General features: G+C 74.4%; 15 protein-coding genes. 1 reads left to right on the top strand and 14 read right to left on the bottom strand.

Annotation, left to right across the window (positions count from 1 at the left end; translation table 11 throughout):
- Positions 1–1,800: WD40 repeat domain-containing protein (locus C1A33_RS13805; RefSeq protein ID WP_423748071.1), on the top strand; the 1,800-nt coding region annotated here is incomplete at its 5' end.
- A gap of 409 nt (positions 1,801–2,209) precedes the next feature.
- Here C1A33_RS13805 and C1A33_RS13810 read toward each other — a convergent pair.
- From C1A33_RS13810 to C1A33_RS13875, 14 genes are all read right to left on the bottom strand, one after another.
- A complete protein-coding gene (locus C1A33_RS13810) occupies positions 2,210–5,011 on the bottom strand; it encodes an Hsp70 family protein (RefSeq protein ID WP_101831922.1) in 2,802 nt (933 codons plus the stop codon).
- Between the two features lie 361 nt (positions 5,012–5,372).
- On the bottom strand, positions 5,373–6,461 hold the full coding sequence (locus C1A33_RS13815; protein WP_101831923.1) for a zinc-binding dehydrogenase: 1,089 nt from the start codon (positions 6,459–6,461) through the stop codon (positions 5,373–5,375).
- 415 nt (positions 6,462–6,876) lie between these two features.
- Entirely contained in the window at positions 6,877–7,902 is a 1,026-nt protein-coding gene (gene meaB, locus C1A33_RS13820) for a methylmalonyl Co-A mutase-associated GTPase MeaB (protein WP_101831924.1), read from the bottom strand.
- A gap of 29 nt (positions 7,903–7,931) precedes the next feature.
- Entirely contained in the window at positions 7,932–10,181 is a 2,250-nt protein-coding gene (gene scpA, locus C1A33_RS13825; protein ID WP_101831925.1) for a methylmalonyl-CoA mutase, read from the bottom strand.
- On the bottom strand, positions 10,181–12,091 hold the full coding sequence (locus tag C1A33_RS13830) for a methylmalonyl-CoA mutase family protein (RefSeq protein WP_101831926.1): 1,911 nt from the start codon (positions 12,089–12,091) through the stop codon (positions 10,181–10,183). Before C1A33_RS13830 ends, scpA begins: the two co-directional genes overlap by 1 nt.
- A gap of 115 nt (positions 12,092–12,206) precedes the next feature.
- Complete coding sequence (locus C1A33_RS13835; protein ID WP_101831949.1) at positions 12,207–13,322, bottom strand: type IV toxin-antitoxin system AbiEi family antitoxin domain-containing protein; 1,116 nt, start codon at positions 13,320–13,322, stop codon at positions 12,207–12,209.
- 513 nt (positions 13,323–13,835) lie between these two features.
- Entirely contained in the window at positions 13,836–14,537 is a 702-nt protein-coding gene (locus C1A33_RS13840; RefSeq protein ID WP_101831927.1) for an SCO family protein, read from the bottom strand.
- Positions 14,534–15,763 carry a glycoside hydrolase family 6 protein gene (locus C1A33_RS13845; protein WP_243407523.1) on the bottom strand — a complete coding sequence of 410 codons (1,230 nt, stop codon included), beginning with the start codon at positions 15,761–15,763 and terminating at the stop codon, positions 14,534–14,536. The genes C1A33_RS13840 and C1A33_RS13845 overlap by 4 nt, the downstream gene beginning before the upstream one ends.
- A 322-nt stretch (positions 15,764–16,085) precedes the next feature.
- Entirely contained in the window at positions 16,086–17,258 is a 1,173-nt protein-coding gene (locus C1A33_RS13850; protein WP_101831951.1) for a glycoside hydrolase family 6 protein, read from the bottom strand.
- Between the two features lie 167 nt (positions 17,259–17,425).
- Entirely contained in the window at positions 17,426–19,171 is a 1,746-nt protein-coding gene (locus tag C1A33_RS13855) for a galactose oxidase early set domain-containing protein (RefSeq protein ID WP_243407525.1), read from the bottom strand.
- The gene (locus tag C1A33_RS13860; RefSeq protein ID WP_101831928.1) at positions 19,171–21,420 is read right to left on the bottom strand and encodes a glycosyltransferase family 2 protein; all 2,250 of its coding nucleotides are present in this window, start codon (positions 21,418–21,420) and stop codon (positions 19,171–19,173) included. Before C1A33_RS13860 ends, C1A33_RS13855 begins: the two co-directional genes overlap by 1 nt.
- Positions 21,410–21,961 (bottom strand): hypothetical protein, encoded by a 552-nt coding sequence (locus tag C1A33_RS13865; RefSeq protein WP_101831929.1) that lies wholly within the window; start codon positions 21,959–21,961, stop codon positions 21,410–21,412. The genes C1A33_RS13860 and C1A33_RS13865 overlap by 11 nt, the downstream gene beginning before the upstream one ends.
- 417 nt (positions 21,962–22,378) lie before the next feature.
- Positions 22,379–23,239, bottom strand: coding sequence for a sulfite exporter TauE/SafE family protein (locus C1A33_RS13870; protein ID WP_243407526.1), 861 nt, complete (start codon positions 23,237–23,239; stop codon positions 22,379–22,381).
- A 142-nt stretch (positions 23,240–23,381) separates the two neighbouring features.
- Complete coding sequence (locus tag C1A33_RS13875; RefSeq protein ID WP_101831931.1) at positions 23,382–23,837, bottom strand: tellurite resistance TerB family protein; 456 nt, start codon at positions 23,835–23,837, stop codon at positions 23,382–23,384.
- Positions 23,838–23,875 lie beyond the last annotated feature (38 nt).

Genomic DNA, 23,875 nt, shown 5'->3' on the forward strand with positions numbered 1-23,875 from the left:
CCGGAAACGGGGGCGGGCGGACCGGTGCCGGGGGCCACGCGGCTTCCGGGTCTGGCGGCGCCGTCCGGCCCGGCGGTCGGGCGGGAGGCCCAGCGGCGCGGCGCCGGCGGCGACGGCCCGGCGACGCAGATGCCCCGCGCGCAGATGCCCCGCACGCAGATGCCCCGCACGCAGATGCCCCGCACGCAGCTGTCGCCGCCGCCCTTCGCCGCCCCGCCGCTGGTCGGCAGCCGCCCGGCAGCGCCGCCGGCCTCGGGCCCAGGGAGTCCTACGGGTCCCGGCCGGCCGGGACCCGCGTCGGGTCCCCCGCCGCCGCCCGCCGCCGGCGGACAGAACGCGACCGGGACCGTCGAAGGACTGAACGTGGCCCGCCTGCCCGCGCTCGCGCCACCCCCGGGTGCGGCCGCGCCCGCCGCCACCGGCACCGGTGACCCCGCCGTCCCGGCGGGCGGCCAGGCGGGACCGGCGGGCGGCCCCGTGGGACCTCCGGCGCCCGGCCGGGACCGTCGGCGACGCCGCGTCGTCATGCTGGCGGGTGCGGTGGCGCTCCTGGCCGCCGCCGCGGTGGCGGTGCCGCTGGTCGTGCTGGGCGACGACGGCGGCTCCGCCCGGCTCGGTGCGGACGAACGGGCCGCGGCGTCCACGCGTCTCGCGGCCGACGCCGCGGCCCGGCGCGCCCAGGACCCGCACAGCGCCGCGAAGCTCGCGCTCGCCGCCTACGCCGTCTCCCCGACCGCCGCCGCCCGCGACGCCCTCATCGCGTCGTTCACCCGGTCGACCGCGACCCAGGTCGCGGCCGCGGGCCCGGCGTACTCCGGGCTCGCGCTGAGCCCGGACGGCGCGGTGCTGGCCGGCACCGACGACACGGGCCGGCTGCATCTGTGGCGGGTGGACGCGCAGGGACGGCCCACCGTCGCCGCCGAGGGTTCGGACGGCGACCACGCGGCGGGCGTGGTGTTCGACAGCAGCGGGCGCACCCTCGCCACCGGCGGCGCCACCGACGCGGGCCGGCTGTGGGACGTCACCGACCCGGCTCGGCCGCATGCCCTCGGCTCGCTGGGCACCCAGGCGACGCCGGTACACCAGCTGGCGCTGTCGTCGCACGCCCACCTGCTCGCCACCGCGGGCGTCGACTGGTCGGTCGGGCTGTGGGATGTCACCGACCCGAGCCGGCCGGTGTCGCTGCAGCTGCTGATCGGCCGCGCCGGGCCGGTCACGGGCATGGCACTGCGCCCGGACGGCGCCGTCCTCGCCATCGCCGGGGTGGGCGGCACCGTCCAGTTGTGGGACGTGCGCGACGCGCGTCACCCGCAGCAGACGGGCACGGTCTCCGGGCACGCCGGCGCGGTGAACAGCGTCGCGTTCAGCCCCGACGGCACGCTGCTCGCGAGTGGTGGCGATGACCGGACCCTGCAGGTCGCCGACGTCACCGATCCGGCGCACCCCCGGGTGACGCGCCGCCTGACCGGACATGGCGCGCCGGTGGCCGCCGTCGCCTTCGCCGGCCGTGAGCAGCTGCTCAGCGCCGACGCCGGCGGCACCGTCGTCTACTGGAACCTGGCCGCGGCCGCACCGGCCTTCACCTCGCTGGGTGCGCTCGACGGCGCGCCACGGGCGATGACCACGGCCGACAACGGTGCCGTGGGCCTGACCGCCGAGCGGGGCACGATCCTGCTCGGGACACTCGAGCCGCAGCGGCTGCGCCGGTTGGCGTGCGCGGACCCCGCCGCCGCGCCGAGCCGGGCCGAGTGGGCCAGCCTCGCCCCGGGCGTCCCCTACACCGACGCCTGCGCCGGCTGATCGGGCGCCCGCGCCGGCCGGTGGAGCGGCCGCGCGGCCTCGACCAGGGCGGCGCCTCGACCAGGCGGCGCGCTGACCAGGGCGGCGCGCTGACCACGCGACGCCTCGACCACGGCGACGCGCTGACCAGGGCGGTGTCTCCACCGCGGCGGCGCTGGCACGTCAGGACTCCGACGGCCTGGGCGCGTCCGTGCCCGCGAAAGCGCGCCGGCGCCGGCGGCGGACGCCGAGGAACAGGATCCCGCGAGCGCCACCGCGGCGACGATGCCGACAACGAGGGCGGTCCTGGCGGCGAAGCCGCCGATGACCAGACGGCACCAATCGGCGCTATCTGGCGCTCAACCGGCAACAGATTTCAACCTCCCGGTCGCCTGAGCCGCACCGCGCGTGGCGGGCGGCGAGGCCCCGGTCAGGCGGGTACCGGTCCCACCCCCGCCGTGAGCGCGTTCAGCCGGGAGACGTTCTGGCCCACGGTGTCGTCGGTGCGGGGCACGTAGTGGGCGTCGAAGGCGATCTTGCGCCCGTTCTCGAGGAAGTAGCGCAGGAAGGCGGCAGTCGCCGGCTGGCGTACCGCGTCGATCCGCGCGTAGATGTACAGCGGCTTGCACAGCGGCAGGTACAGCCCGGTGCCGACCGCGACCGCCGTGGGCGCCACGCAGCCCTCACCGTTGTTGATCTCAACGCCGCGCAGCCGGTCTCCGAACGTCTCGAAGGTGGGGAAGTCCAGGTAGCCGATGGACAGCCGATCGCCGGCGACGTCGTTGGCCACGCCGCTGAGGTCGGCCTGCCGGTAGGAGCGGGACCGGTCGCTGGCGTCGCTGATGGTGGCGTTGAAGACCTGCGCCTGCACCGACGTGCGGGGCGGGCCGACGAACGACACCGGCTCGTCCGGGAAGGAGGAGTCGATCTGGTTCCACCGGGTGATCGACGAGTCGGCGCCCCAGATCTTCTTGACCTGCTTCAGCGTCAGGCAGTGCAGCCAGGTGTTCTGCGGGTTGACCACGATCGGCAGCGTGTGGTGGGCGACCTCGAATCCCACCAGCTTCTTCTCGCAGGCGGGATCCTTCAGCGAGCCGGGGTTCGGCTCGAAGGAGGCGTCGGCGAGGTCCGCCTTACCGCTGCACAGGGCGGCGAAACCGTCCTCGGTGCTCGTCGCCTCGATGCTGACGGTGACGTTGCGCTGGGTCCGGCGGAACTCGTTGTAGGCCGTCTCCGTGATCGGCGCGACCTCCGACGAGCCGGCGACCCGGACCAGGTTCGGCGCCGGCGGCGGCTCCGGCGACGAGGTGGCCGGCGGCGGGATCGGATCGGTCGTCGGGAAGGTCGACACCGAGGCCACCGGCGTGCCGGAATCGGAACCCCGGTCGGTGAGCACGACCCCGGCGGTCGTGCCCGCCGCCACGAACAGGACCGCGACGATCGCGGCCGCGATCAGGCCTCGGCGCGACCCGAAGATCCCGCCCCCGCCCCCGCTACCGCCGCGCCTGGCTCCGCGACCACCCGGGCCGGCGGCGCCACCCGACGCGCCGGCGGGCGCCGGTTCGCCGACGGAGGCCTCGGCACCGCCGGCGGAGGCCCCGCCCTCGGCACCGACGAGCCCGTAGGCGCCGGCCGCGGCCGCCACCGGGCGATCGCCGGCCCCGCCGGAGCCGGCCGCGGGACCACCCACACCCGCGGCACCCACGCCCGGGTTCGCCCACGCGCCACCGCCTGGGCCGTGGCCCTGGCCGTACCCTGTCGCCTGCCCGGTGTCCGTAGCCTGGCCGTAGACCGTCGCCTGGCCGTAGGCCGCGCCCGGGGCGACAGTGGCCGCGCCGGACGTCCCCCAGCCGCCAGCGGCCGCGTCGGCGCTCTGACCCGGCGTGCCGGTGCGGCCGTCCGGCCCGTCACCGACGACCCACCGCGCGGTCGGCCCGTCGATGTCGCCGCCGCCGGCCATCGCGGCACCGGCACCGGCAGCGCTGGCACCCGGTCCGGCCGCGGCCGCGGCGGCCGGATCGGCGGAGGCAGCGGCGGCGGGCGGCGTGCTGCCGTCACCGGCCAGGTACGGGGGCAGCGAGCTCAGGCTCGCCGCGTCCGGCGGGCGGATCAGCGCGGTCGTGTCGTAGGTCTGCTCGGCGCCGGCGCCGCCGGCCCGCGTCGCGCGGTCGGCGAGGTCCGCGGCGAGGATCGCGGCGCCCATCGCCAGGTCCGCGTCGGACCGGTGCTCGATCCTGGTGATCTCCGGGAAGGCGGCGCGCAGCCGGCGCGACACCAGCGGCAGGTAGGCGAGTCCGCCGGACAGCAGGATGCGGGACAGGTCGGCGGGCCCCGCCGGCACCGAGCGCATCGCGCGGCGCAGCGTCTCGACGGTGTCGTCGATCGTCGGGCCGACCAGCGTCTCCAGCTCGGCCCGTGTCAGGGTGGTCGTGGTCTCCACGCCCGGCAGGCTGACGGTGAGGTCGGCCTCGTCCTCCTCGGCGAGGACCTCCTTGGCCTGCGCGGCGTCGCGGCGCAGCCGGGCCAGCGCGGTCCGCACGGCCGGGTCGGACCGGTCCAGGCCGGCGGCGACGCCCGCGTGGTCCAGCGCGCGCTCGGCGAGCATTCCGTCGAGGTCGAGGCCGGCGCCGTGGCGCATCCCAGCCGCCGTGCCGACGAGCTGGTAGCCGAACGGCGAGAACGACAGCACCGCGCTGTCGAGAAACCCGGCGCCGAGGTCGTACCAGCCGACGAGGTCGACGGTCTGGGTGAGCGAGGCCCGGGCGAGCAGCGTGCCCATCGCGTCGGCGGCGGGGATGGCCACCACCGGCATCTCCAGGCCCGACAGCTGCCCGATCGCCTCGGCGAAGGCCTCCCGCCGGCTCGCCGGCCAGAACGTCGGATGGGTGACGACCACCTGGTCGGGCAGGCCGCCGAGCTGCTCGGCGGCGGTGGTCACCAGGTGCGCGACGAGCCGGCCGAGCAGGCCCTCCCGGCTGTACGCGGCGCCGCCGAGGAGGACCTGGCCGTCGTCGCCGAGGCGGCGCAGCAGGTCGGTGGCGGACCGGTCCGGGTCGGTGCGGGCGCGGCGCGCCGCCGCGCGGGCGAACACCAGCCCGCCGCCCGCCGGGGCGTACACGACCGACGGCAGCCGCCGCTGCCCGCCCAGTTCCAGGACGCGTGGCCAGCCGCCGTCCGCGATCCCGACGATCGTGTGCGCGGATCCGATGTCGATGCCGAGCTGATAACCCACAGCGTCTCCCGAACCACGCGTCACAGGGCCCGCCCCTATCGGGAGTCGAACCCGCCCATCGGAGACCCTCCCCCCAGATGGTGAAAACATCGTAAGCGTCCGACCAGGCATTTTTCGTGTCCGCTGGCGGACAGAAAAAGTCGTGCTCACGCTGAACCGAAACCGCCGCCGGGTCGTGCTCAAGGAGAATCGGGCGGTAACACCGCTGGCCGGCTCCGGAGTTCGCCGCTCGCCGCCCGCGACGCCGCCATCCGCACTCGGCCCGTCGCGATCCGGCCTCCTCGACCAGCCCGGCACCATCGGGCCGTGGCCAGATCATGGCGGGTGCCGGCGCCTGGTGAGCGAGACCGCCCGCGCCGCCTCAGGGGTTCACAACGACCTTGATCGTCTCTCCGCGGGCGACGGCCCTGATGGCCTCCTCGGTCCGCTCCAGCGGGAACCGGTGCGTCACGAGCTCCTCGAATCCGAGCTCCGCGCCGTACTTCGCCGCGATCTCCACGGTCCTGTGGTAGCTCTCGGTCGAGCCGCCAAGCGTCCCCAGGATCGTGAGGGCACGGTTGTTCACGACCACCGGGTTGAAGTCGACGGTCGCGGTGCCGGAGTAGAGCCCCATGATGAGATATCGCCCCTGCGGTGCCAGGAGATCGATCCCCTCGGGAAACGCCGACACATGCCCGGCGGCCTCCACCACGACGTCCGCGCCACGCCCGTCGGTGGCGGCGAACACCCGGGCCCGCCGGTCCTCCATCGACGTGGACTCCAGGGACAGCACCTCGTCCGCCCCCAGCCGCGTCGCGGCCGCGAGCCGAGGCCGCGGGTCGCCGATGACGATGACGCGTCGCGCGCCGGCGTCGCGCGCCGCCACGATCGCGGCGAGCCCCACGGGTCCCGAGCCCTGGATCACCACGGAGGCCCCCTCCACCGAGCCGAGGCGCTCCAGCCCGCCGAGCGCCGTCGGCATCGCGCAGCCGAACGCGATGACCGCTTCGGACGACACCTCGCCCGGCACCCGGAAGAAGGCCGCCGTGCGGCGCACGATCGCGTACTCCTGGAAACCGGCCGACGTCCCGGGACCGTATGGCGCCGGCCACACCATGCGCTCGCACAGTGCGGTCGTGCCACCGGAGGTGCAGTGCCCACATTCACCACATGGCGTCGGAGGTAACCAGTACAGCCTGTCTCCTGGTCCGATGGGCGCACCGGCCCTGTCGGTCCGCACGTCCGCGCCACACGCGACGATCACGCCGACGCCCTCGTGGCCGAAGCAGATCGGCGCGGGCGGTCTCGGCAGGTCGCCCGAGAGGCGGTGCAGGTCCGTGCCGCAGACTCCGGCGTGCGTGACGCGCAGCAGGAGCTCGTCCGACCGCGGCTCGGGCACGGCGTGCTCCCGCAGGTCCAGCGCGTCCCCGGAACCCGTGAACACCACCGACCTGCCGATTCTGCCCGCCATCGCGGCTCCTCCCCGTCGCACGATCAGTCGTTGACGATAGTGCCGCAGGCCACCATCCGGGCAGTATCGACCAATGGGGCTGTACCGGTCTGGTTCCAGGCCGCACCTCGGGTCGTGATCTTCGCGGATGGTGTCGCGCGACGGCTCCTGGCAGCGTGATGGCCGTTTCACGGCAGCGCGTGTCGCATAATCCGGGCGAACCGGACGGGGAACCACGAATTCGCGACACGGTGCCGCTGTCCCCCGCAATCACTTCCCATCCGAGGGAAGTGCGCGCGATATGCGACGTACCGGGAGCGACCGAACCCGGTTCTCGACCACGGCCGCTCGAGGCGACGGTCGGTAGCTGCGGGCGAGGCCGCTGGTCAGGGCGTGTAGGCCGGGGGAGAACAGGGGTTCTTCCACCGGGTTCGGCCTAGGCGGGAGCGGATGACCGAGGTGCCGGCACGGGTTCGGCGAAGGCGGTGAGGATGGCGTCGGCGGCGAGCGCCGGGGTGAGGGTGCCGTCGCGGACGCGGCGCTCGAGGTCGGGGGTGAGCTCGCGGACGCGCGGGTGGGCGCGCAGCTCGGCGAGCAGGCGGTCGTGGACCATCGCCCAGGTCCACTCGACCTGCTGGCGGCGGCGGCGGGCGGCGAGCTCGCCGGAGGCGTCGAGGGTGTCCTGGTGCTTGACGATCTGCGCCCAGACGGTGTCGATGCCGGTGCGTTCGGCGGCGCTGCAGGTCAGCACGGGAGTGTTCCAGTCCCGCGGGCCGGCGGCGCCCTGCAGCATCCGCAGCGCCCCGGCGAGTTCCCGGGCGGCGCGGCGGGCGTCCATCTCGTGCGGACCGTCGGCCTTGTTCACCGCGATGACGTCGGCGAGCTCCAGGACGCCCTTCTTGATGCCCTGCAGCTGGTCGCCGGTGCGGGCCAGGGTGAGGAACAGGAAGGTGTCGACCATGTCGGCGACGGTCGTCTCGGACTGGCCGACGCCGACCGTCTCGACGAGCACGATGTCGTAGCCGGCCGCCTCCATGATCACCATGGCCTCACGGGTGGCCTTGGCGACGCCGCCGAGGGTGCCGGCGGTCGGCGACGGTCGGATGAAGGCCGCCGGGTCCACCGACAGCGCGGCCATCCGGGTCTTGTCGCCGAGGACGCTGCCGCCGGTCCGGGTCGAGGACGGGTCGACGGCGAGCACCGCCACCTGGTGGCCGCGGCCGGTGAGCATGGTGCCGAGCGTGTCGATGAACGTCGACTTGCCGACGCCGGGCACGCCGGTGATGCCCACCCGCCGCGCCTTGCCCGCCTGCGGCAGCAGCATGACGAGCAGCTGCTGCGCGAGCTCCCGGTGGTCCGCCCGGGTGGACTCGACGAGCGTGATGGCCCGCGCGATCCAGGTTCGCGACGAGGCCAGCACGCCGTCCGCGTACTCGGTGAGATCGATGGGTCGCCGGGTCACGATGCCAGGTATGTCATGACGCGGGCGGTTCAGGTGCCCGAATGGCCGAGCTGCCTGGCCAGGGTCGCGAGCAGCTCCAGCGCGGCGTCGGCGATGACCGTCCCCGGCGGGAAGATCGCCGCGGCCCCGGCGGCCCGCAGCTCGTCGAAGTCCTGCGGGGGGATGACCCCGCCGACCACGATGAGGATGTCGGACCGGTCGAGCGCTGCGAGCTCCTCACGCAGCGCGGGCACCAGGGTGAGGTGACCCGCGGCGAGGGAGTTCACGCCGACGATCTGCACGTCCGCCTCGACCGCCTGGCGGGCGACCTCGGCGGGCGTCTGGAACAGCGGGCCGACGTCGACGTCGAAGCCGATGTCGGCGAAGGCGCTGGCGATGACCTTCTGGCCGCGGTCGTGGCCGTCCTGGCCCATCTTGGCGACCAGGATGCGGGGCCGGCGACCCTCCTCCCGCTCGAAGGCGGCGGCGGCCTCGCGGGCGGCGTCGACGTTACCGGCGGAGCCCGCCTCGTCCCGGTACACGCCGGAGATGGTACGGATCTGGCCGGCGTGGCGCCCGTAGACCTTCTCCAGGGCGTCGGAGATCTCGCCGACCGTGGCCTTCGCCCGGGCCGCGTCGACGGCGAGGGTGAGCAGGTTGTGCGACAGGTCGGCGGGACGGCTGCCGTCGCGGGCCGCCTCCGCCGCCGCGGTCAGCGCGCCGAGCGCGGCGGCGACGGCGGTCTGGTCGCGCTCCTCGCGCAGGCGGCGCAGCTTGTCGATCTGCTCGGCGCGTACCGCCGAGTTGTCGACCTTGAGCACCTCGATCGCCTCGTCGGCGTCCACCCGGTACTTGTTGACGCCGATGAGCGGCTGGCGGCCGGCGTCGATGCGCGCCTGGGTGCGCGCGGCCGCCTCCTCGATGCGCATCTTGGGGATGCCGGCGTCGATGGCCTGGGCCATGCCGCCCGACGCCTCGACCTCGCTGATGTGCGCCCAGGCGCGGCGTGCCAGGTCGTGGGTGAGCCGCTCGACGTAGTGGCTGCCGCCCCACGGGTCGATGACGCGGGTGGTGCCCGACTCCTGCTGCAGCAGCAGCTGGGTGTTGCGGGCGATGCGGGCGGAGAAGTCGGTGGGCAGCGCCAGCGCCTCGTCGAGGGCATTGGTGTGCAGCGACTGGGTGTGGCCCTGGGTGGCGGCCATCGCCTCGACGCAGGTGCGTACCACGTTGTTGAACACGTCCTGCGCGGTCAGCGACCAGCCGGAGGTCTGCGAGTGGGTGCGCAGCGACAGCGACTTGGCGCTCTTCGGGTCGAACTGCTTCACCAGCCGCGCCCACAGCAGCCGGGCGGCGCGCAGCTTGGCGACCTCCATGAAGAAGTTCATGCCGATCGCCCAGAAGAACGACAGCCGCGGCGCGAACGCGTCGATGCCGAGGCCCGCGCCGAGGCCGGCCCGGATGTACTCGACGCCGTCGGCGAGGGTGTAGGCGAGTTCGAGGTCGGCGGTCGCGCCGGCCTCCTGCATGTGGTAGCCGGAGATGGAGATCGAGTTGAACCGCGGCATCTTCTGCGAGGTGTACGAGAAGATGTCCGAGATGATCTGCATCGACGGCTGCGGCGGATAGATGTAGGTGTTGCGGACCATGAACTCTTTGAGGATGTCGTTCTGGATGGTCCCGGCGAGCTGTTCGGGGGCCACCCCCTGCTCCTCGGCCGCGACGATGTAGAGCGCGAGCACCGGCAGCACGGCGCCGTTCATGGTCATCGACACGCTCATCCGGTCCAGTGGGATGCCGTCGAACAGCTGGCGCATGTCGAGGATCGAGTCGATGGCCACCCCGGCCATGCCGACGTCGCCGGTGACCCGCGGGTGATCGGAGTCGTAGCCGCGGTGGGTGGGCAGGTCGAAGGCGACCGACAGGCCCTTCTGCCCGGCGGCGAGGTTGCGCCGGTAGAACGCGTTGGACGCGGCGGCGGTGGAGAAGCCGGCGTACTGGCGGATCGTCCACGGCTGGGTGACGTACATCGCCGGGTAGGGACCGCGCAGGAACGGGGCGACGCCCGGATAGGTGCGCAGGAAGTCGAGGCCGGCGGTGTCCTCGGGGGTGTAGAGCGGCTTGACCGCGATGCCCTCGGGGGTGTCCCACGTCAGTGCCTCGACGTCCTTGCCGGTGGCGGCCTCGACGGCCGCGCGCCACGCGTCGGTGGGCGCGTCGGCGCCGGCCGGCGGCCCGCCCAGCTGGACGTGGGAGAAGTCCGGGATCGCGGTGGAGCGCGCCGTGGAGTTCTCGACGGACATCAGGCCACTCCCGCCTCGGCCAGCGTCGCCTGGAGCACGGCGACGGCGTTGCATCCTGTGAACACGTACCCGCCGATACCCGCCTCGGCATCGGATCCGGCGCGCTCGCCGGCCTGGCCCGCGAGCCAGACCTGACGGGCACCGGCCTCGCGCAGCGCCCGCGCCACCCCGGCGGCGTGCTCCGCGTACACCTTGTCAGCCGAGCACAGGCAGGCGACGGCGGCGCCGGAGGCGGTGAAGGCCGCCGCGATCGCCGCCGGGTCGGTGCCGGGCCCGGATGTCGGGGTCTCGCAACCGCCGGCCTGGAACAGGTTGGCGGCGAAGGTGGCACGCGCGGTCGACGCGGACGCGCTGCCGAGCGTCGCCAGGAACACCGCCGGGCGGGCGCCGGTGGCCGCGTGCGCGTCGGCGCGGGCCCGCAGCGCCTCGAAGTCGGCGTCGTAGTGGATCTCCGGGAGCCCCGGCGCCGCGCCCGCGGGCACGTCGAGCTCCTCGACGGGGACGGCGGGACGCTCGGGCAGCTTCTCGGCGACGTTGGGGAACTCGCTGACGCCGGTGATCGGGTCACGGCGGTGGGCGATCGCGTCGAAGCGGTCCTGCCGGGTCGTCTCGATCCGGCTGGCGACGATTCCGCCGCGCAGAGCCGCCACGATGCCGCCCGCCTGCTCGATCTCGGTGAAGGTGGCCCAGGCGGCCTCGGCGAGTTCGGCGGTGAGGGACTCGACGAACCAGGAGCCGCCGGCCGGGTCGATCACCCGGATCAGGCTCGATTCCTCCTGCAGCAGGGTCTGGGTGTTGCGGGCGATGCGGCGGGAGAAGTCGTCGGGCCGGCCGAGACGGCTGTCGAACGGCAGCACGGTGACCGCGTCCGCACCACCGACGCCGGCCCCGAAGCACGCCAGCGTCGTGCGCAGCATGTTCACCCAGGGGTCACGACGGGTCATCATCGCCGACGAGGTGACCGCGTGCTGGCGCTGGGCCCGCGCGTCCGGCTCCGCGCCGCACACCTCGGCGACCCGCGCCCACAGCCGGCGGGCGGCGCGCAGCTTCGCGATGGAGGTGAACTGATCGGCGGTGACCGCGTAGCGGAACTCCAGCTGGCCGAGCGCCTCGGCGAGGCCCAGCCCGGCGTCGGTGAGGGCGCGCAGGTAGGCCACCCCGGTGGCCAGCGACGCGCCGAGCTCCTGGGCGTCGCTGGCGCCGGCGCGATGGTAGGGCTGGGCGTCGACGACGACGGCCCGCAGGCCCGGGAACTCCCGTACGCACCGGGCCGCGAGGGCGGTGGCGTCCCCGAGCCCGGCCGGCCCGTCGGCGGCGAGGCCCGCGCGGGCCGCGAGGCCGATCGGGTCGGCGCCGAGACTGCCCGCGAGCCGCGAGCCGGGCAGCTCGCGGGCCGCGGCCAGCCGGAACAGCTCCTCGGCCGCGGGCACGGTCAGCGCACCGGCGTCGAGCACGACCGGCGCGAGGTCGAGGAACACCTCGGCCAGCACCGTGCCGAGCGCGTCGACCGGCAGGCCGCCGGGCCCGAGGCGCAGCCACAGCGACGTGACGCCGTTCTCGAGGTCGCCGAGCACGGCCTGCGCCGCCGCCTTCGGGTCCGGCCCGGCATGCAGGGCGCGTACGTCCCAGCCGTCGCTGCCCGCGCCCTGCGCCCGCCCGCCGCGGACGAACGGGGCGAGGCCCGGCAGGCCCACACCGTCGACGGGGGCATCGTCGGCGGTGTACAGCGGCCGCAGGCGCGGACCACTGTAGGTCGGCGTGGCCAGAAGGTCCTCGGCGCCGTCCGGGGTGGTCGCCTCGGTGGCCGCGCCGGACTTGCGCAGCACCTGGAGGACGAGCTTCTGCCACTCGGCACGCGTGGCTTCCGGAAAGTCGGCCGCCAGCGACATTCCGGCAGTTGGAACGCTCATGCTCCGGATCGTAGGCGCGGGACGTCCGGTGGGCTTGGAATGTACTTCCCATCACACGGCCTGGCATCCGTTTGCCCGGATGGTGGCGTTGCTCACGGCCGGCGATCCGCCGGTCTCAGGAGGCGCGCAGCGCCTGGCCCGTGTTCCCGGCGAGGACCTGGCCGACCGCCGCCACGATGCGCTCCGGGTGCCACGCGACGTCGAGCGCGCTGAACCGCAGCACCGTCCAGCGCAGCGCCGCCAGCGCGTTGCCGCGCTGGCGCTCGTGGTGCACGACACCCGCCGAGCTGGCGGCGGTCCAGGTGTCCGCCTCGACGTCGAGCCGGTGGCGCGGCCAGGCGAGGTCGAGCCGCGCGACCACCTCCCCGGCCGCGTCGGTGACCGGCCACTGCAGGTGGGGCGGCGCGAGACCGGCGTCGGTGAGCAGCAGCCGTAGCCGGGTCTCCAGCGCCGACTCGGCGCGCCCGTCGGCCAGCGGCCACCACCGCAGCACCGTGCGGAATCCGCGTCGCCCCTGCGCCGACTCCTGGGCGCCCTGCAGGTCCCGCACGAGACCGCCACGCAGGGCGGCGTCCATCTCGGCGACGGCCGCCTCCCGCGCCGGGGCTGAGAGGACCAGGTCGGCCAGCGTCCGTGCGGGCGACGTCAGCGGGATGCCGTCGAGCTCGATCCGCTCGTCCGCGCCCAGCTCGGTGAAATGCAGGCGAATACCGCGCGGCTGCGCCCGGGTGAGCTTCGGCGGAAGCATCAGGTGCACCGGCTCCTCGGCGCTGTCGGAATCCGCGGCGGGAAAACCGAGCAGACGCGCCGCGCTCACCCCGCACACGACCGCCTGCGGACGCCCGACCAGCGCCGCTCGGGCGCGGGCGGCCAGCGGGAACGGCGGGGGCGGAAACGTGACGGGACCGGCGGCGACGACCGGCAGCGCCTCGACCTCGGCCGTCGGGCGGGGGCCGGCGGGCCCCTCGGCCACCGCCGGGAGGCCGGCGAGGCGCAGCGGCGGGCACCCCTGCGCTCCGGGCACGACGAAGGCCCCGCGGACGGGATGGTTCCACTGCCCGGAGTGGACGAGCTGGCGCAGCTGGCCGCGGGTCAGGCCGGCGGCGATCGCCTGCCGGAAGGTGATCATCCCGCCCTGTCGGCGCGCCACCGCGATGGCCGGGTCAAGGCCCGGATAGAGAGGAATGACGGGTCGGGTCGGCTGGGTCGAGGCCGAGGTCGAAGAGGTCATGACCACAGAATCCAGTATCGGCGGCGAGCGATCCAGCCCCGGGAGAAATCTGTGGATAACCACGCGCGCGACCATCGGTAAGCAGATCGTCTGCCCTTTCCGCCCATCCGAGGATGCTCCCGTCGCACCATTCCCCCGAGTATTCGGACGACGCTCACGGAAATGGTCGTCCGCACGGGAAAGGCGCGAAGCAACCGGGTTCGCCGGGCGTTGGGGCCGGTGGCGTCAGCAGGTGCCCGCGGTCGCGGCGCCGCCGCCCCACTCGTCGGGGATCCGCCGGCAACACCCCGCCGGCGAGGGCAGCAGGCAGCCGACCGTCAGCACCACCGGCGGAACGGGCCGGGCGACGAGACGACGAGACGACAGACCTCCGCCAGACGCATCCGGCCCGCCTCCCTCAGCCACCCGGCCTCCACGCCGGTGTCGGGCCGGTACTCGACCCGGTGCGTACCCACCGCCCGGCTGGTCGGCGGGGCGTGGGCAGCGCGGCGGGACGGGCGCCGGCCCCACCGCTCAGCTGTGCCCCGCCAGCAGCAGCGGGAGGTCGTGGGCGTAGTCGGCGACGTCCGTGCCGGCCTGGTATCCGACCCGGGCGACGCCGTCCGGCCCGATGGCAGTGACCTGGCTGCTGTGCGGCACGATGATGCCGCCATCCGCAGCCGTCGTCGGCGTGCTGAACGTGACCCCGGCCGCGCCGGCGAGTCGGGTGATGGCGTCCGCGGGCCCGGTGAGGCCGACGAAGGAGCTGTCGAACTGGTCCAGCCAGTGGCGCAGCACCGGCCCGGTGTCCCGGATCGGGTCGGTCGTCGCGACGACGACGTGGACGCGGGCCCGCTGCGCCGGGGTGAGCAGGCTGAGCGCCGCGGCGAGGTCGGCGACGGTGGTCGGGCAGATGTCCGGGCACGACGTGTAGCCGAAGAACAGCAGGGTGAGCCGGCCGTCGGTGGCCGCCGGCAGGGTCCATGGGCGGCCGGCGGTGTCGGTCAGGGTGATGGCCGGCAGGCGCACCGGCGGGTCGAGGCGCACGCCGCGCACGCCGCTGGCCCCCGCCACGTCGTCGAGGCGCACCACCGCCGATCCGCCCGCCGCCCCACCGCCCGGCGAGGCCGACGAGCCGCCGGCTCCGCAGCCGGCGATCAGTCCGCCGAGCAGGACGAGCACGCAACCGAACCCGAGCACGGCCGTCCGGCGGGCGTGGGTCACGGCGGCTCTCACGTGGCCCGGCTGGCCAGGCCCAGGGCGTAGTCGAGCCACCACTGGCCGGCCGGCGGGCCGCCGTTGCAGGCGCCGTCGGACTCGCCGGGCACCTTGATCCACAGAAAGGCGTCGGCCCGCGGGTCACCGGTGGCGCCGGTCGGTGCCGGGCCGAGCCCGCGCCCGGACGGGTTGCACCAGGCGTTGTCCGGCGCGGGGCCGCGACCGTTGCGGGAGGTGTCGACGACGAAGTGGGCGCCGCCGCCGAGCGCGGCGACGATCGCGTCGCCGTACGCGGTCTCGTCGGCTGTCTCGTCGAAGTTCGACACGTTGAGGGCGAAGCCGCGGGCGCGGGCGACGCCGGCCTGGCGGAGCCGGGCGGCCATGTCGGCGGCCGGATGCCAGGTCGCGTTGCCGGCGTCGATGTAGACCTGGGCACCGGCGGCGGTGAGCTGGTCGACGGCGTCGCCGAGCATCGCGTAGCGGGCCGCGGCGGCGGCCGGTGCCAGGCAGTCGATCTGCGCCAGCGCGTCCGGTTCGAGGATGACGGTCGCCCGGCCGCCGAGGCCGGCCGCGAAGGCGGCGATCCAGGCCCGGTAGGCCGCCGCGCCGCCCACCCCGCCGGCCGACTGCCCGCCCCCACAGTCGCGCTGCGGGATGGCGTAGGCGACCAGCACAGGCAGCGCGCCCACCGCGCGCGACGCCCCCACCCGGGCGCTGACCCGCGCGCGCGCCGCCGCCGGGTCGGGGTCGGTGATCCAGTCGGCATGCGGATGCTCGGCGAGGCGGGCCAGCGTCGCGGCACCGGCGGGATCGCTTGCCCGCAGGGCACGCACCGCCGCAGCGGCGTCACCGTTCGGGTCGACGAAGAGGGTGGCGCCGGCGAACGGGTTCCCGGCGAACGCGCCGCCGAGCGCGGGCGTGGCACCACCGGCCGGCGCCGCCGGCGCGGAGGTGGCGCCGCCCGCCGGGGCACCGGCGGGTGCCGGCACGCGCCCCCGCACGCCGCCGGGGGTGGGCACCGCCGGGGGCGGCGGTCCGGCCGCCCCGGCGGGTCCGCCGGTGGCGGCGGCCGTGTCAGCCGGTGTGGCGCCGCGGGCGGCGGCGGTGTCCGTCGAGACCGCCGTGACGACACCGGGCCGCGCCGACACCGTGCTCGACCCGCCGCTCGGCGCCAGGGCCACCTGCTCCAGCACGAATCCGGCGCAGACCATCAGCGCCGCGACCGCCCACAGCGACCGGGGCAACCCACGAAGGCCAGGAAGGCCAGGAAGGCGACGAGGTCCGGACCGGCCGCGACGGTGAGGCCGGGAGCGGGTCCGGGCGTGCGACACACGACCTCCGGATTCTGCTCGCGCCGGGGCCGGGGGCATCACGGCGGCCCATATCGGGCAAAGCATACTGACCGCCGTTGTGGGGCACTCGTCCGGTCAGCCGGAAATCTTCCGTTGCGGAAGTGTCCATTCCGTCACGGCGGCGAATACTCCGCGCACCGCGATGGCCCGGGCGCGCAGCCGATCAGGCGGCGCGGCGGCCTTTCATCCCCGTGCTCGTCCGGTCATCCGGTGCTCATTCCGAGGCGTTGCGGACGAGGTCCGTCGCCGCCCGCTGCCACCATGTCCCCGCGGACGGGTCGCCGCGGCCGCATTCCCCGTCGCTGGCGCCCGGTGTCTTCACCCACAGGAACGCGTCCGCGTGCGGATAGCCGGTCTCCGTCGTCGGCCGGATGCCAAGCCCGCGGCCCGGCGGATTACACCAGGCGTTCGCCAGGCCGCTGGCCGGGCCCCGGCCGTTGCGCGAGGTGTCGACCACGTAGTGGGCCCCGCCGAGCAGGCCGGCCACGATCTCGGCACGGCTGACCTCGTCGCCGGTGCGATAGTAGTTCGCGACGTTGACGGCGAACCCGCGGGCGTGGGCCACGCCCGCCTGCGCCAGGCGGCGGGCCATCTCGCCGGGCGCGATCCACCCGCAGTTGGCCCCGTCCAGGTAGACGCTCGTCGCCGGCAGGGAGGCGTAGACGTCGACGGCGTCACGCAACAGCACATAGCGCTCCGCCGCCTGGCCCGGGGCGAGCTCGTCGATCTGCCCGAGCGCGTCCGGCTCGAGGACGAGCACCGCCCGCGCCGCGCCGATGCCGGCGGCGACCTGCCTGGTGAACTGGCGGTAGGCGCCCGCGTCCGGCAGCCCGCCGGCCGAGAAGCCGGCGGCGACGTCACGATGCGGAATGGCATAGATCATGAAGACGGCGGTGGATCCGGACGCGGTCGCCGCGGCGGTGCGGGAGCGCACCTCGCCCGTCACGTCCGTGAGCCAGTCACCGACCGGGAAGGCGGTCGGCGTCTGGACCAGGGGGGCGATCGCCTGCGCGGTCGCCGGGTTCGCGGCCGCCACCTGCGCCGCCTGGCTGCGCGGGTCGACCAGGAACGGGCCCCGCGGCGCCCGGTCGCGCCCGGGGCCGGGGGCGCCCCCGGCGTCCTGGCCGCCGCCACTCTGCCCGGCCCCCGCCGGACAGCGGGTCGGGTCGGGAGCGGGCAAGGCCTTCGTGCTCGTCCCCGTGGCGCCCTGCCCACCGGCGTCCCGCTGCCCGCCACCCGCGTCCCGCGAGCCGCCCAGCCCACAGCCGGCGAGCAGGGCGGCGGCGAGCACTCCCGCGAGGGCGGTGCCGGCCCGCCCGCCGCGGGCGCGCGCCGAGGTCCGCCTCGGTGCCCACCCCGCCGTCCACCTCGACGTCGGCCTGGACATCGGCACGAAGGCACTCCTCCCTCTTGGCGGTGTCCTCACCGGCACGGTCCGTGACGTCCGGACCACCCGTCGGCACGGGCGGCCCGACCAGCACGGACGGCACGGACCGGGCGCGGGCCGCGGACCATCGCGGGCCGTCGCCCGGGCGTGACGGCCGCGCGCGGGCGCTACGGGGTCACGTGCACCCACGTCGCGACCGACGGCACGCCTGCCTCGTTGTCGGCGAAGAGCATGTACCAGTCACCCGGCAGCACGTTCGGATTGTCCGGCACGTTCACCGTGACCGTACCGTCCGCCTGGGCGGTGATCGGCAGAGCCACCGACCGTTGCTCGGTGTCGGTCACGTGCGTGTAGGCGCCGGGGCGGATCAACCGCACCTTGTCGATCTTCTGGGAGGCCTTGAAACTGACCGAGGTCGCCCGGCCGATCGTCGTCGGCGCGCCGCTGACGACCGGCCGCGGCCCGGCGTACAGGTAGGCGGGCGAGTAGATCTCGACCCTGGTCTCGAAGATGTTGTCGTCGGTGAGCGGGTTGGATCCGAACACCGCCACCCGGCCGTCGGGCAGCAGCAGGTACTCGGAGTGGTAGTCGCGGCCGACGTGCGGGTCGGCCACCCGGCGGAACCGGTTGGTGGCCGGGTCGTAGATCTCGGCGCTGAGCGTGTCCTTGGCCCGGTAGCGGCGCGAGCCACCGGCGACCAGCACCGTGTCGTCGGGCAGGACGACGGCGCCCGGGTAGCGCTTGGGCGAGCTGAGGTCCGGGCCGCGTTCCCAGGCGGGCTGCGGCTGGGTCAGGTCCACGATGGCGGTGCGGTCGGTCGCCACCTGGGTGTCACCCACGCCTCCACCGCCGATGAACATCACCTTCTGCTCCTGCGCCGGGGCGAGCATCACGGTGCCGGCCGTCTCGTTGACCTCGGGCAGCGGCAGGCCGGGAACAGCCTGGAAGGCGTTGTTCGTCAGGTTCCACAGCCCCGACTGGCGGGCCGCCAGCGACGCCGGTCCGTAGCCGGCGTTGGCCCCGGAGAAGAACAGCCGGCCGTCCGCGGCGAGCAGCAGCGACGGGTAGGTCGGGAACTCCTTGCGCAGGTCGGGATGCTGGATCCAGCTCGCGCTCTGGCTGTCGTAGGACTCGGTGTTGCCCGGGTCGATGTCGCCCTTCTCGTTGAGCCCCGACACCGCGACCACCGCGCCGTTGGCCAGCGTGACCAGCGTCGGGTACCACCGGGCGTGCGCGAGGAAGCCGGTCTTGACGTAGCGCTCGGCGATCGGGTCGAACAGGTAGGAGTCCTTGAGGCCCCGGTACTCCTTCTTCTTGCCGTCCGGCGAGTCCTGGGCCAGCACCTCGTACGCCTTGGTGCCGCCGGCGATGAGCAGGTCGCCGTTGGGCAGGAAGGCGTGCCCGGCGCAGAAGACGTCCCAGGGCGTGTAGACCTTCTGGAACGTGTTCGCCACCGGATCCCACAGGATGGTCTCGAACCGCTTGGCGTCGAAGGACTTCTTGTCGTTGCCGGAGCCGGCCATCAGCAGCACCTTGCCGGTGCGCAGCAGTGCCGCGTGGATCGAGCGGGAGCCGCTGTCCGCGACGATGTCCCAGCGCCCGTTGGCCCGCATGTAGTCGGGCTGGTGGGAGCGCCACTCGTTGTAGCGGTCGGACGCCCACGAGTTCATGTACGGGATGTTGCCGCCGAGGACCACCAGCACGATGACCGCGGCCTGCAGGATCCGGCGGCGGCGCCGGGACTTCGACGGCGTCGCGACGACCGGGGCCATCCGCGGGTCGTCGACCGGCTCCGGGGCGTCGACGGCGGGCAGGTTGCTCACCGTCGGCGCGTCGAGATCCGGGCGTGGGGTCGGACGGCCGCCCGGACGCGGATCCCCGCCGCCGCGCGGCGGGTGGGAACGGTCGGCCATCAGGCGAGCTCCTCGAGCATGCCGTCAGGAGAGACTCGGCGGCGGCGTGGCGTCAGGCGCATCGTGACGTCCTCGACGTAGGCCGGCTGGTCACCGGCTGCGGCGGCGACCCCGGCGAGCGCCTCCCGGCGCGAGGTCAGCACGGTGTCCTGGTCGACGCCGGCCGGCACCGGGGCGGGCAGCGACCGGGTGACGACGGTGTCCTGGTCGAGTGCGAGCCCACCGTCCCTGTCGCCGGGCCCGGCCCGGCCCGCGGCGGAGGCCGCCGGCGTCGCCGCGGCGGCCGGTTCCTGCGGGCGGCCGGCGGCGGGCCGGGCACGCCGGCCCGGCGGCTTGTGGGCCGGGTCGCGCCGCGGGATCTGCGACGGCGAGATGGTGATGGTGTCCGCCGTGACGCCGGTGGCCAGGCCGGCGATCTCCTCGGGGATCCGGACATCCTCAGTGACCGGATCCGCGAAGGCGGCGGCCACGACGGCCGCCACCTCCTCCGTGACCGGATCGGCCGGGTAGGCCCGGGCGGGTTCCGGGGATCGTCGCGGGGCGGGGACGTGCGCGGCGGGCAGCGGGTTCGGCGCGGCGGCGCGGCGCGGCGCCAGGAACGGTTCGAGGCGCCACAGCCCGATCGGCAGCAGGCAGGTCAGCAACGACAGCGAGACCCACACCATGTTCGCCGGGTACAGGTGGCCGAGCGCGGCGGCCGCGGCGATCGACCCGGCCGACCAGGCCGCCCAGAACAGGTGTTTGCGGAAGGTCAGCAGGCGGTCGGGGCTCGCCTGGTCGCCTTTCGGGGTCACGACGAAGCCGAGCTTGCGCCGGAACACCGCACCAACGAGCGCCGTCGAGTAGAACGGCGTGCACAGCACCGAGACGAAGATGCCGGACATGCCGGCGCTGCCGGGTTCCTCGTGCGGGCTGGTGTTGAACCGGCGCAGCCAGAAGTACAGCAGCAGCCGGGCCGCGAACACGTCGATATACAGCGCGAGCCAGGCCGAGACGTGCACGACGACGCCCGTGGACCCCAACGCCATGTAGGTGGTCGTCAGAATCATGCCGAGGATCCAGGTGAGCGCCACCGTCGGGTAGTGCAGCATCAGGGTCGCGTAGTGCAGCCGCGGCCCCCAGGACAGCCGGCGCATCCGGCCCGCCGCCTCGGTGACCAGCACCTCGTTCGCGCCACGGGCCCAGCGCAGCTGCTGGCTGAAGAAGTCGGTCCAGGTGGCGGGCCCCTCCCCGACCGCCACGACGTCGGGGGTGTACACCGACGTCCAGCGGTGCCGCGTCACCGGGTTGCGCGCGCCGTGGACCGCGAACGACGTCGCGAGATCCTCGGTGATCGAGTCCTGGAAGCCGCCGATCTGCCGCCACGTCTCGACGCGGTAGGCGTGGTTCGTGCCGACGAACATGCCGCAGGCGAACCGGTTGGCCGCGCGCTGGACGACCGAGTGGAACATGTAGTTCTGCGCCTCGGCGCCGCGGGTGAGGTAGTGCCGGAAGTTCCCGTACACCTGGGGGCCGACGACGAAGGCGACGTTCGGATCCCGGAAATAGCCGAGCATCCGCTGGGCGAAGTTCGGCAGCGGAATATGGTCCGGGTCGACCGAGAGCACCACGTCGTATGCGTCGCCGTGCGCGTCGAGCCAGGAGTTGTGGTTACCGTGCTTCGTCTTGGCCCGGAAACTTCCGCGCGCGGTGTTCCAACGTTCCACGCCCTTGCGCGAGAAATGGTTGACGCCGATCTCGGCGCACATCGCGCGCACCGCGGGATCGTTTCCCTCGTCCAGCAGCCAGACGTCGATCGTCGAGTCGTGGCGGATGTTGCGGGCCGCGATGAGGGTGTCCCGGACGACGTCGAGCGGTTCCTTCGCCGGCACGATCGTCGTGGTGAACGCGACCCGCAGTCCGCGCGGCGGGCGGACCGGGATGGGGTTGCGCATGATGAACGCCGACCAGCACAACGTGATCGAGTTCAGCAGGCGGATGCCCTCGGTGATCACGATCAGCCAGAACATGACCGCGTTGCCGACCGAGACCGCGGTCGGCAGGTACTTCGCGTGCGGGTAGTGCTGCGGCTGGATCAGCCAGACGAAGAACAGCGACGACAGTCCCACCGTCGCGACAAGCTGTGGCAGCACCTGGTAGAGGTGCCGGCCAACCATGATCTTGCGGTACGCGACGTGGTACTCGCCGCTTGTCGGCGGTTCCCGCAGCGGACCGGCGAGCGTCGAGAACGAGGCGTAGTCATAGGCCATGGTCGGCTCCGGAGCGTCCCCCGCCGGGGCCCGCCGCGGGGCGGCGGCTGAGCACCAGCCAGGTGGCCGCCGCGGCGGCCATCACGGCGCCGGCCAGGACGGTGACCCACAGCCAGGCGCCGACCGTGCCCACCGCGACCGGTTCGTCGGTCTGGAAGGTGCCGATCCTCAGGCGCCCGATGCGGTGCACGTCCGGATCGGCGGCGTGCAGTTCACCCAGCGCGAGCCCCGCGACGGCCAGCCCCGCGGCCACCAGCGGCAGCGCCAGCGCCGTGCGCCCGCTCCAGCGCGCCAGCACGCACAGCACCACCGCGAGCAGCCCGAGCGCGACCACCAGCGGCCCGTTGGGACGCAGGTCCCAACCAGTACGGGTGACGACCAGCAGGTCCGCGCCACGGTCAGACAGGGTCGCGTGGGCCCAGCCGCGCGGCACCGCCAGCGCCGCCAGCAGGCCGGCGAGCCCGCACAGCGCCAGCGACCGTTCCCGCCACGGCCGCGGGGAGACCGCCGCTGTGCCGGGCGTCGGGTCCGAGCCGGTCATCGGCGACCCGCCCCGGTGATCGGTTCGTCGTGGAACACGCAATCCCTCCCAGCGCACGGCCGCGCGTGGTATGCGCACCTGGCCAACCCGCGTGCCGTGCCGCGATATCGCGCCACCCCTTGGCACGACCGGACCTGTCCGCCCGCGCGGACACGCCCGACAGCACCGGCCGACAGGCGCGCAGCGGCGCAAGAATGGTGCGCCGTCCGCACAGGAGTTCCGTTACGTCAGCGTTCCCGCGGAACACCGCGAATACAGATTATGCAGCGGCGGTCGAATAGCAGACGGCCGGGGGTCGGGCAGCCGGCCGGCACGTTACAGTAACGTGAGAGTTATCGTTGCGGGTGACGTGCTTTTGGCCGTGCAATCCGGCGGCCGGGTGGTGCGGACGGTGGCAGAACCGCGCCGCAGCGGTGGCTAGCCGCGCACCAGCAGGACGACGGCGACGACCACGCCGAGTGTGATCACAGCCGCCCGCAGCAGGTCCGGGCGCAGCCGGCGGGCGATCCGGGCGCCGAGCAGGCCGCCGACCAGCGACGCGACGACCAGGATGCCGGCGTAGCCCCAGGCGACCCGCGCCGTGATGAGGAACACCACGACGCCGACCGCGTTCACGCCGAAGGAGAGCAGCGTCTTGAGCGCGTTGGTCCGCTGGAGCTCATCCGCGAGCAGGATCCCGAGCACGCCGAGCAGCAGGACGCCGAGCCCCGCCCCGAAGTACGAGCCGTACATCCCGGCCACCAGCACACCGATCCGCGTCGGCCAGGTGACGGGCTGGCCGACCGCGAGCGGCTGGGTGGGCGGGCCCGCCGGCGGCGATGCCGCGCCGGGAACCGCCGGCGCCGGCCCGGGACGCGGCGCGCCGGGGCCGGTGCGGCTGGACGAGGATGCCCGCCGGCGCGCGACCACCGCGGCCAGGCGGGTCTGCACCGCGAGCAGCAGGCAGGAGGCGAGGACCAGGAACGGGACCACGGTCCGGAAGCTCGACGAGGGCGTGGCGAGCAGGATCACCGCGCCGAGGATCCCGCCGAGCACCGCCGGCGGGGCGAGCGCGCGCAGCCGGTCCACCTGGTCGGCGAGCTCACGGCGATAGCCCAGCGCGCCGCCCGCGTACCCGGTGACCAGGCCGACTGACGAGGTGATGTTGGCGGTCAGCGCCGGCAGCCCGGCGGCCAGCAGGGCCGGGAAGGCGATGAGCGTACCGCCGCCGGCGATGGCGTTGACGGCACCGGCGAGCAGGCCCGCGGCGGCGGTGAGCGCGGCACCGCCTGGGCCCACCTGACCTCCTCGTCCCATCCGACCTGCGCGTTCTCGCTGCCGGTCTGCCCGAGCATCCAACCACCTGGGCGGAGATGGGTGCGGATGTGACGTGGTCGGCGCGCGACCGGGCGGCCGCGCGCCGACCCCGGACTAGAGGGGACTAGAGGTCGAACTCCTCCGGGTTGATCCCGACGGCGAAGCACGCCTCGCGTACGACGGCCTGCTCGCTCTTGTCGAAGGAGCCGTCCGCGCCGCCGATGACGATCCCGATCTGGATGACCGCGCGCGCCTCGGCCGGCTTCTTCTTGGTCTTCCCGATGTCCTGCAGCACGGACACCTTACCGAACTCGAAGTCGGCCTGCAGCTTCGTGACGTACTCGTTGAAGCGGCGCTGCAGGTCGTCGGCGGGAAAGTTGTTGAGCACATCGTTGGAGACAATCAGGGAGGCCACCCGCTGCCGCTCGGCCGGGTCGATCGTGCCGTCCGCGGCGGCGACCAGCGCACAGATCGCCATGCTCGCGTCGCGGAAGGCGCCGCTCTTCAGGTCGTTCTTCTTCGCGGTCAGCTGGCCCTGCATCGTCTGGGCCGACTGACGCAGCTGGTTCCAGATAGGCACCTCGGCTCCCTCGCACGGGTGGATGCCCGGACGCCGGG

Origin of the sequence: Frankia canadensis (genome assembly GCF_900197875.1) — a bacterium.
GTDB classification, from domain to species: Bacteria; Actinomycetota; Actinomycetes; order Frankiales; family Frankiaceae; genus Frankia; species Frankia canadensis.

What these genes read in the sequence shown, in the direction of transcription:
- C1A33_RS13815 (WP_101831923.1), bottom strand. Translation starts at nt 6,461, where the DNA reads ATGGCGGGCAGAATCGGCAGGTCGGTGGTGTTCACGGGTTCCGGGGAC.
- scpA (WP_101831925.1), bottom strand. Translation starts at nt 10,181, where the DNA reads ATGTCCGTCGAGAACTCCACGGCGCGCTCCACCGCGATCCCGGACTTC.
- C1A33_RS13830 (WP_101831926.1), bottom strand. Translation starts at nt 12,091, where the DNA reads ATGAGCGTTCCAACTGCCGGAATGTCGCTGGCGGCCGACTTTCCGGAA.
- C1A33_RS13835 (WP_101831949.1), bottom strand. Translation starts at nt 13,322, where the DNA reads ATGACCTCTTCGACCTCGGCCTCGACCCAGCCGACCCGACCCGTCATT.
- C1A33_RS13850 (WP_101831951.1), bottom strand. Translation starts at nt 17,258, where the DNA reads ATGTCCAGGCCGACGTCGAGGTGGACGGCGGGGTGGGCACCGAGGCGG.
- C1A33_RS13855 (WP_243407525.1), bottom strand. Translation starts at nt 19,171, where the DNA reads ATGGCCGACCGTTCCCACCCGCCGCGCGGCGGCGGGGATCCGCGTCCG.
- C1A33_RS13860 (WP_101831928.1), bottom strand. Translation starts at nt 21,420, where the DNA reads ATGGCCTATGACTACGCCTCGTTCTCGACGCTCGCCGGTCCGCTGCGG.
- C1A33_RS13865 (WP_101831929.1), bottom strand. Translation starts at nt 21,961, where the DNA reads ATGACCGGCTCGGACCCGACGCCCGGCACAGCGGCGGTCTCCCCGCGG.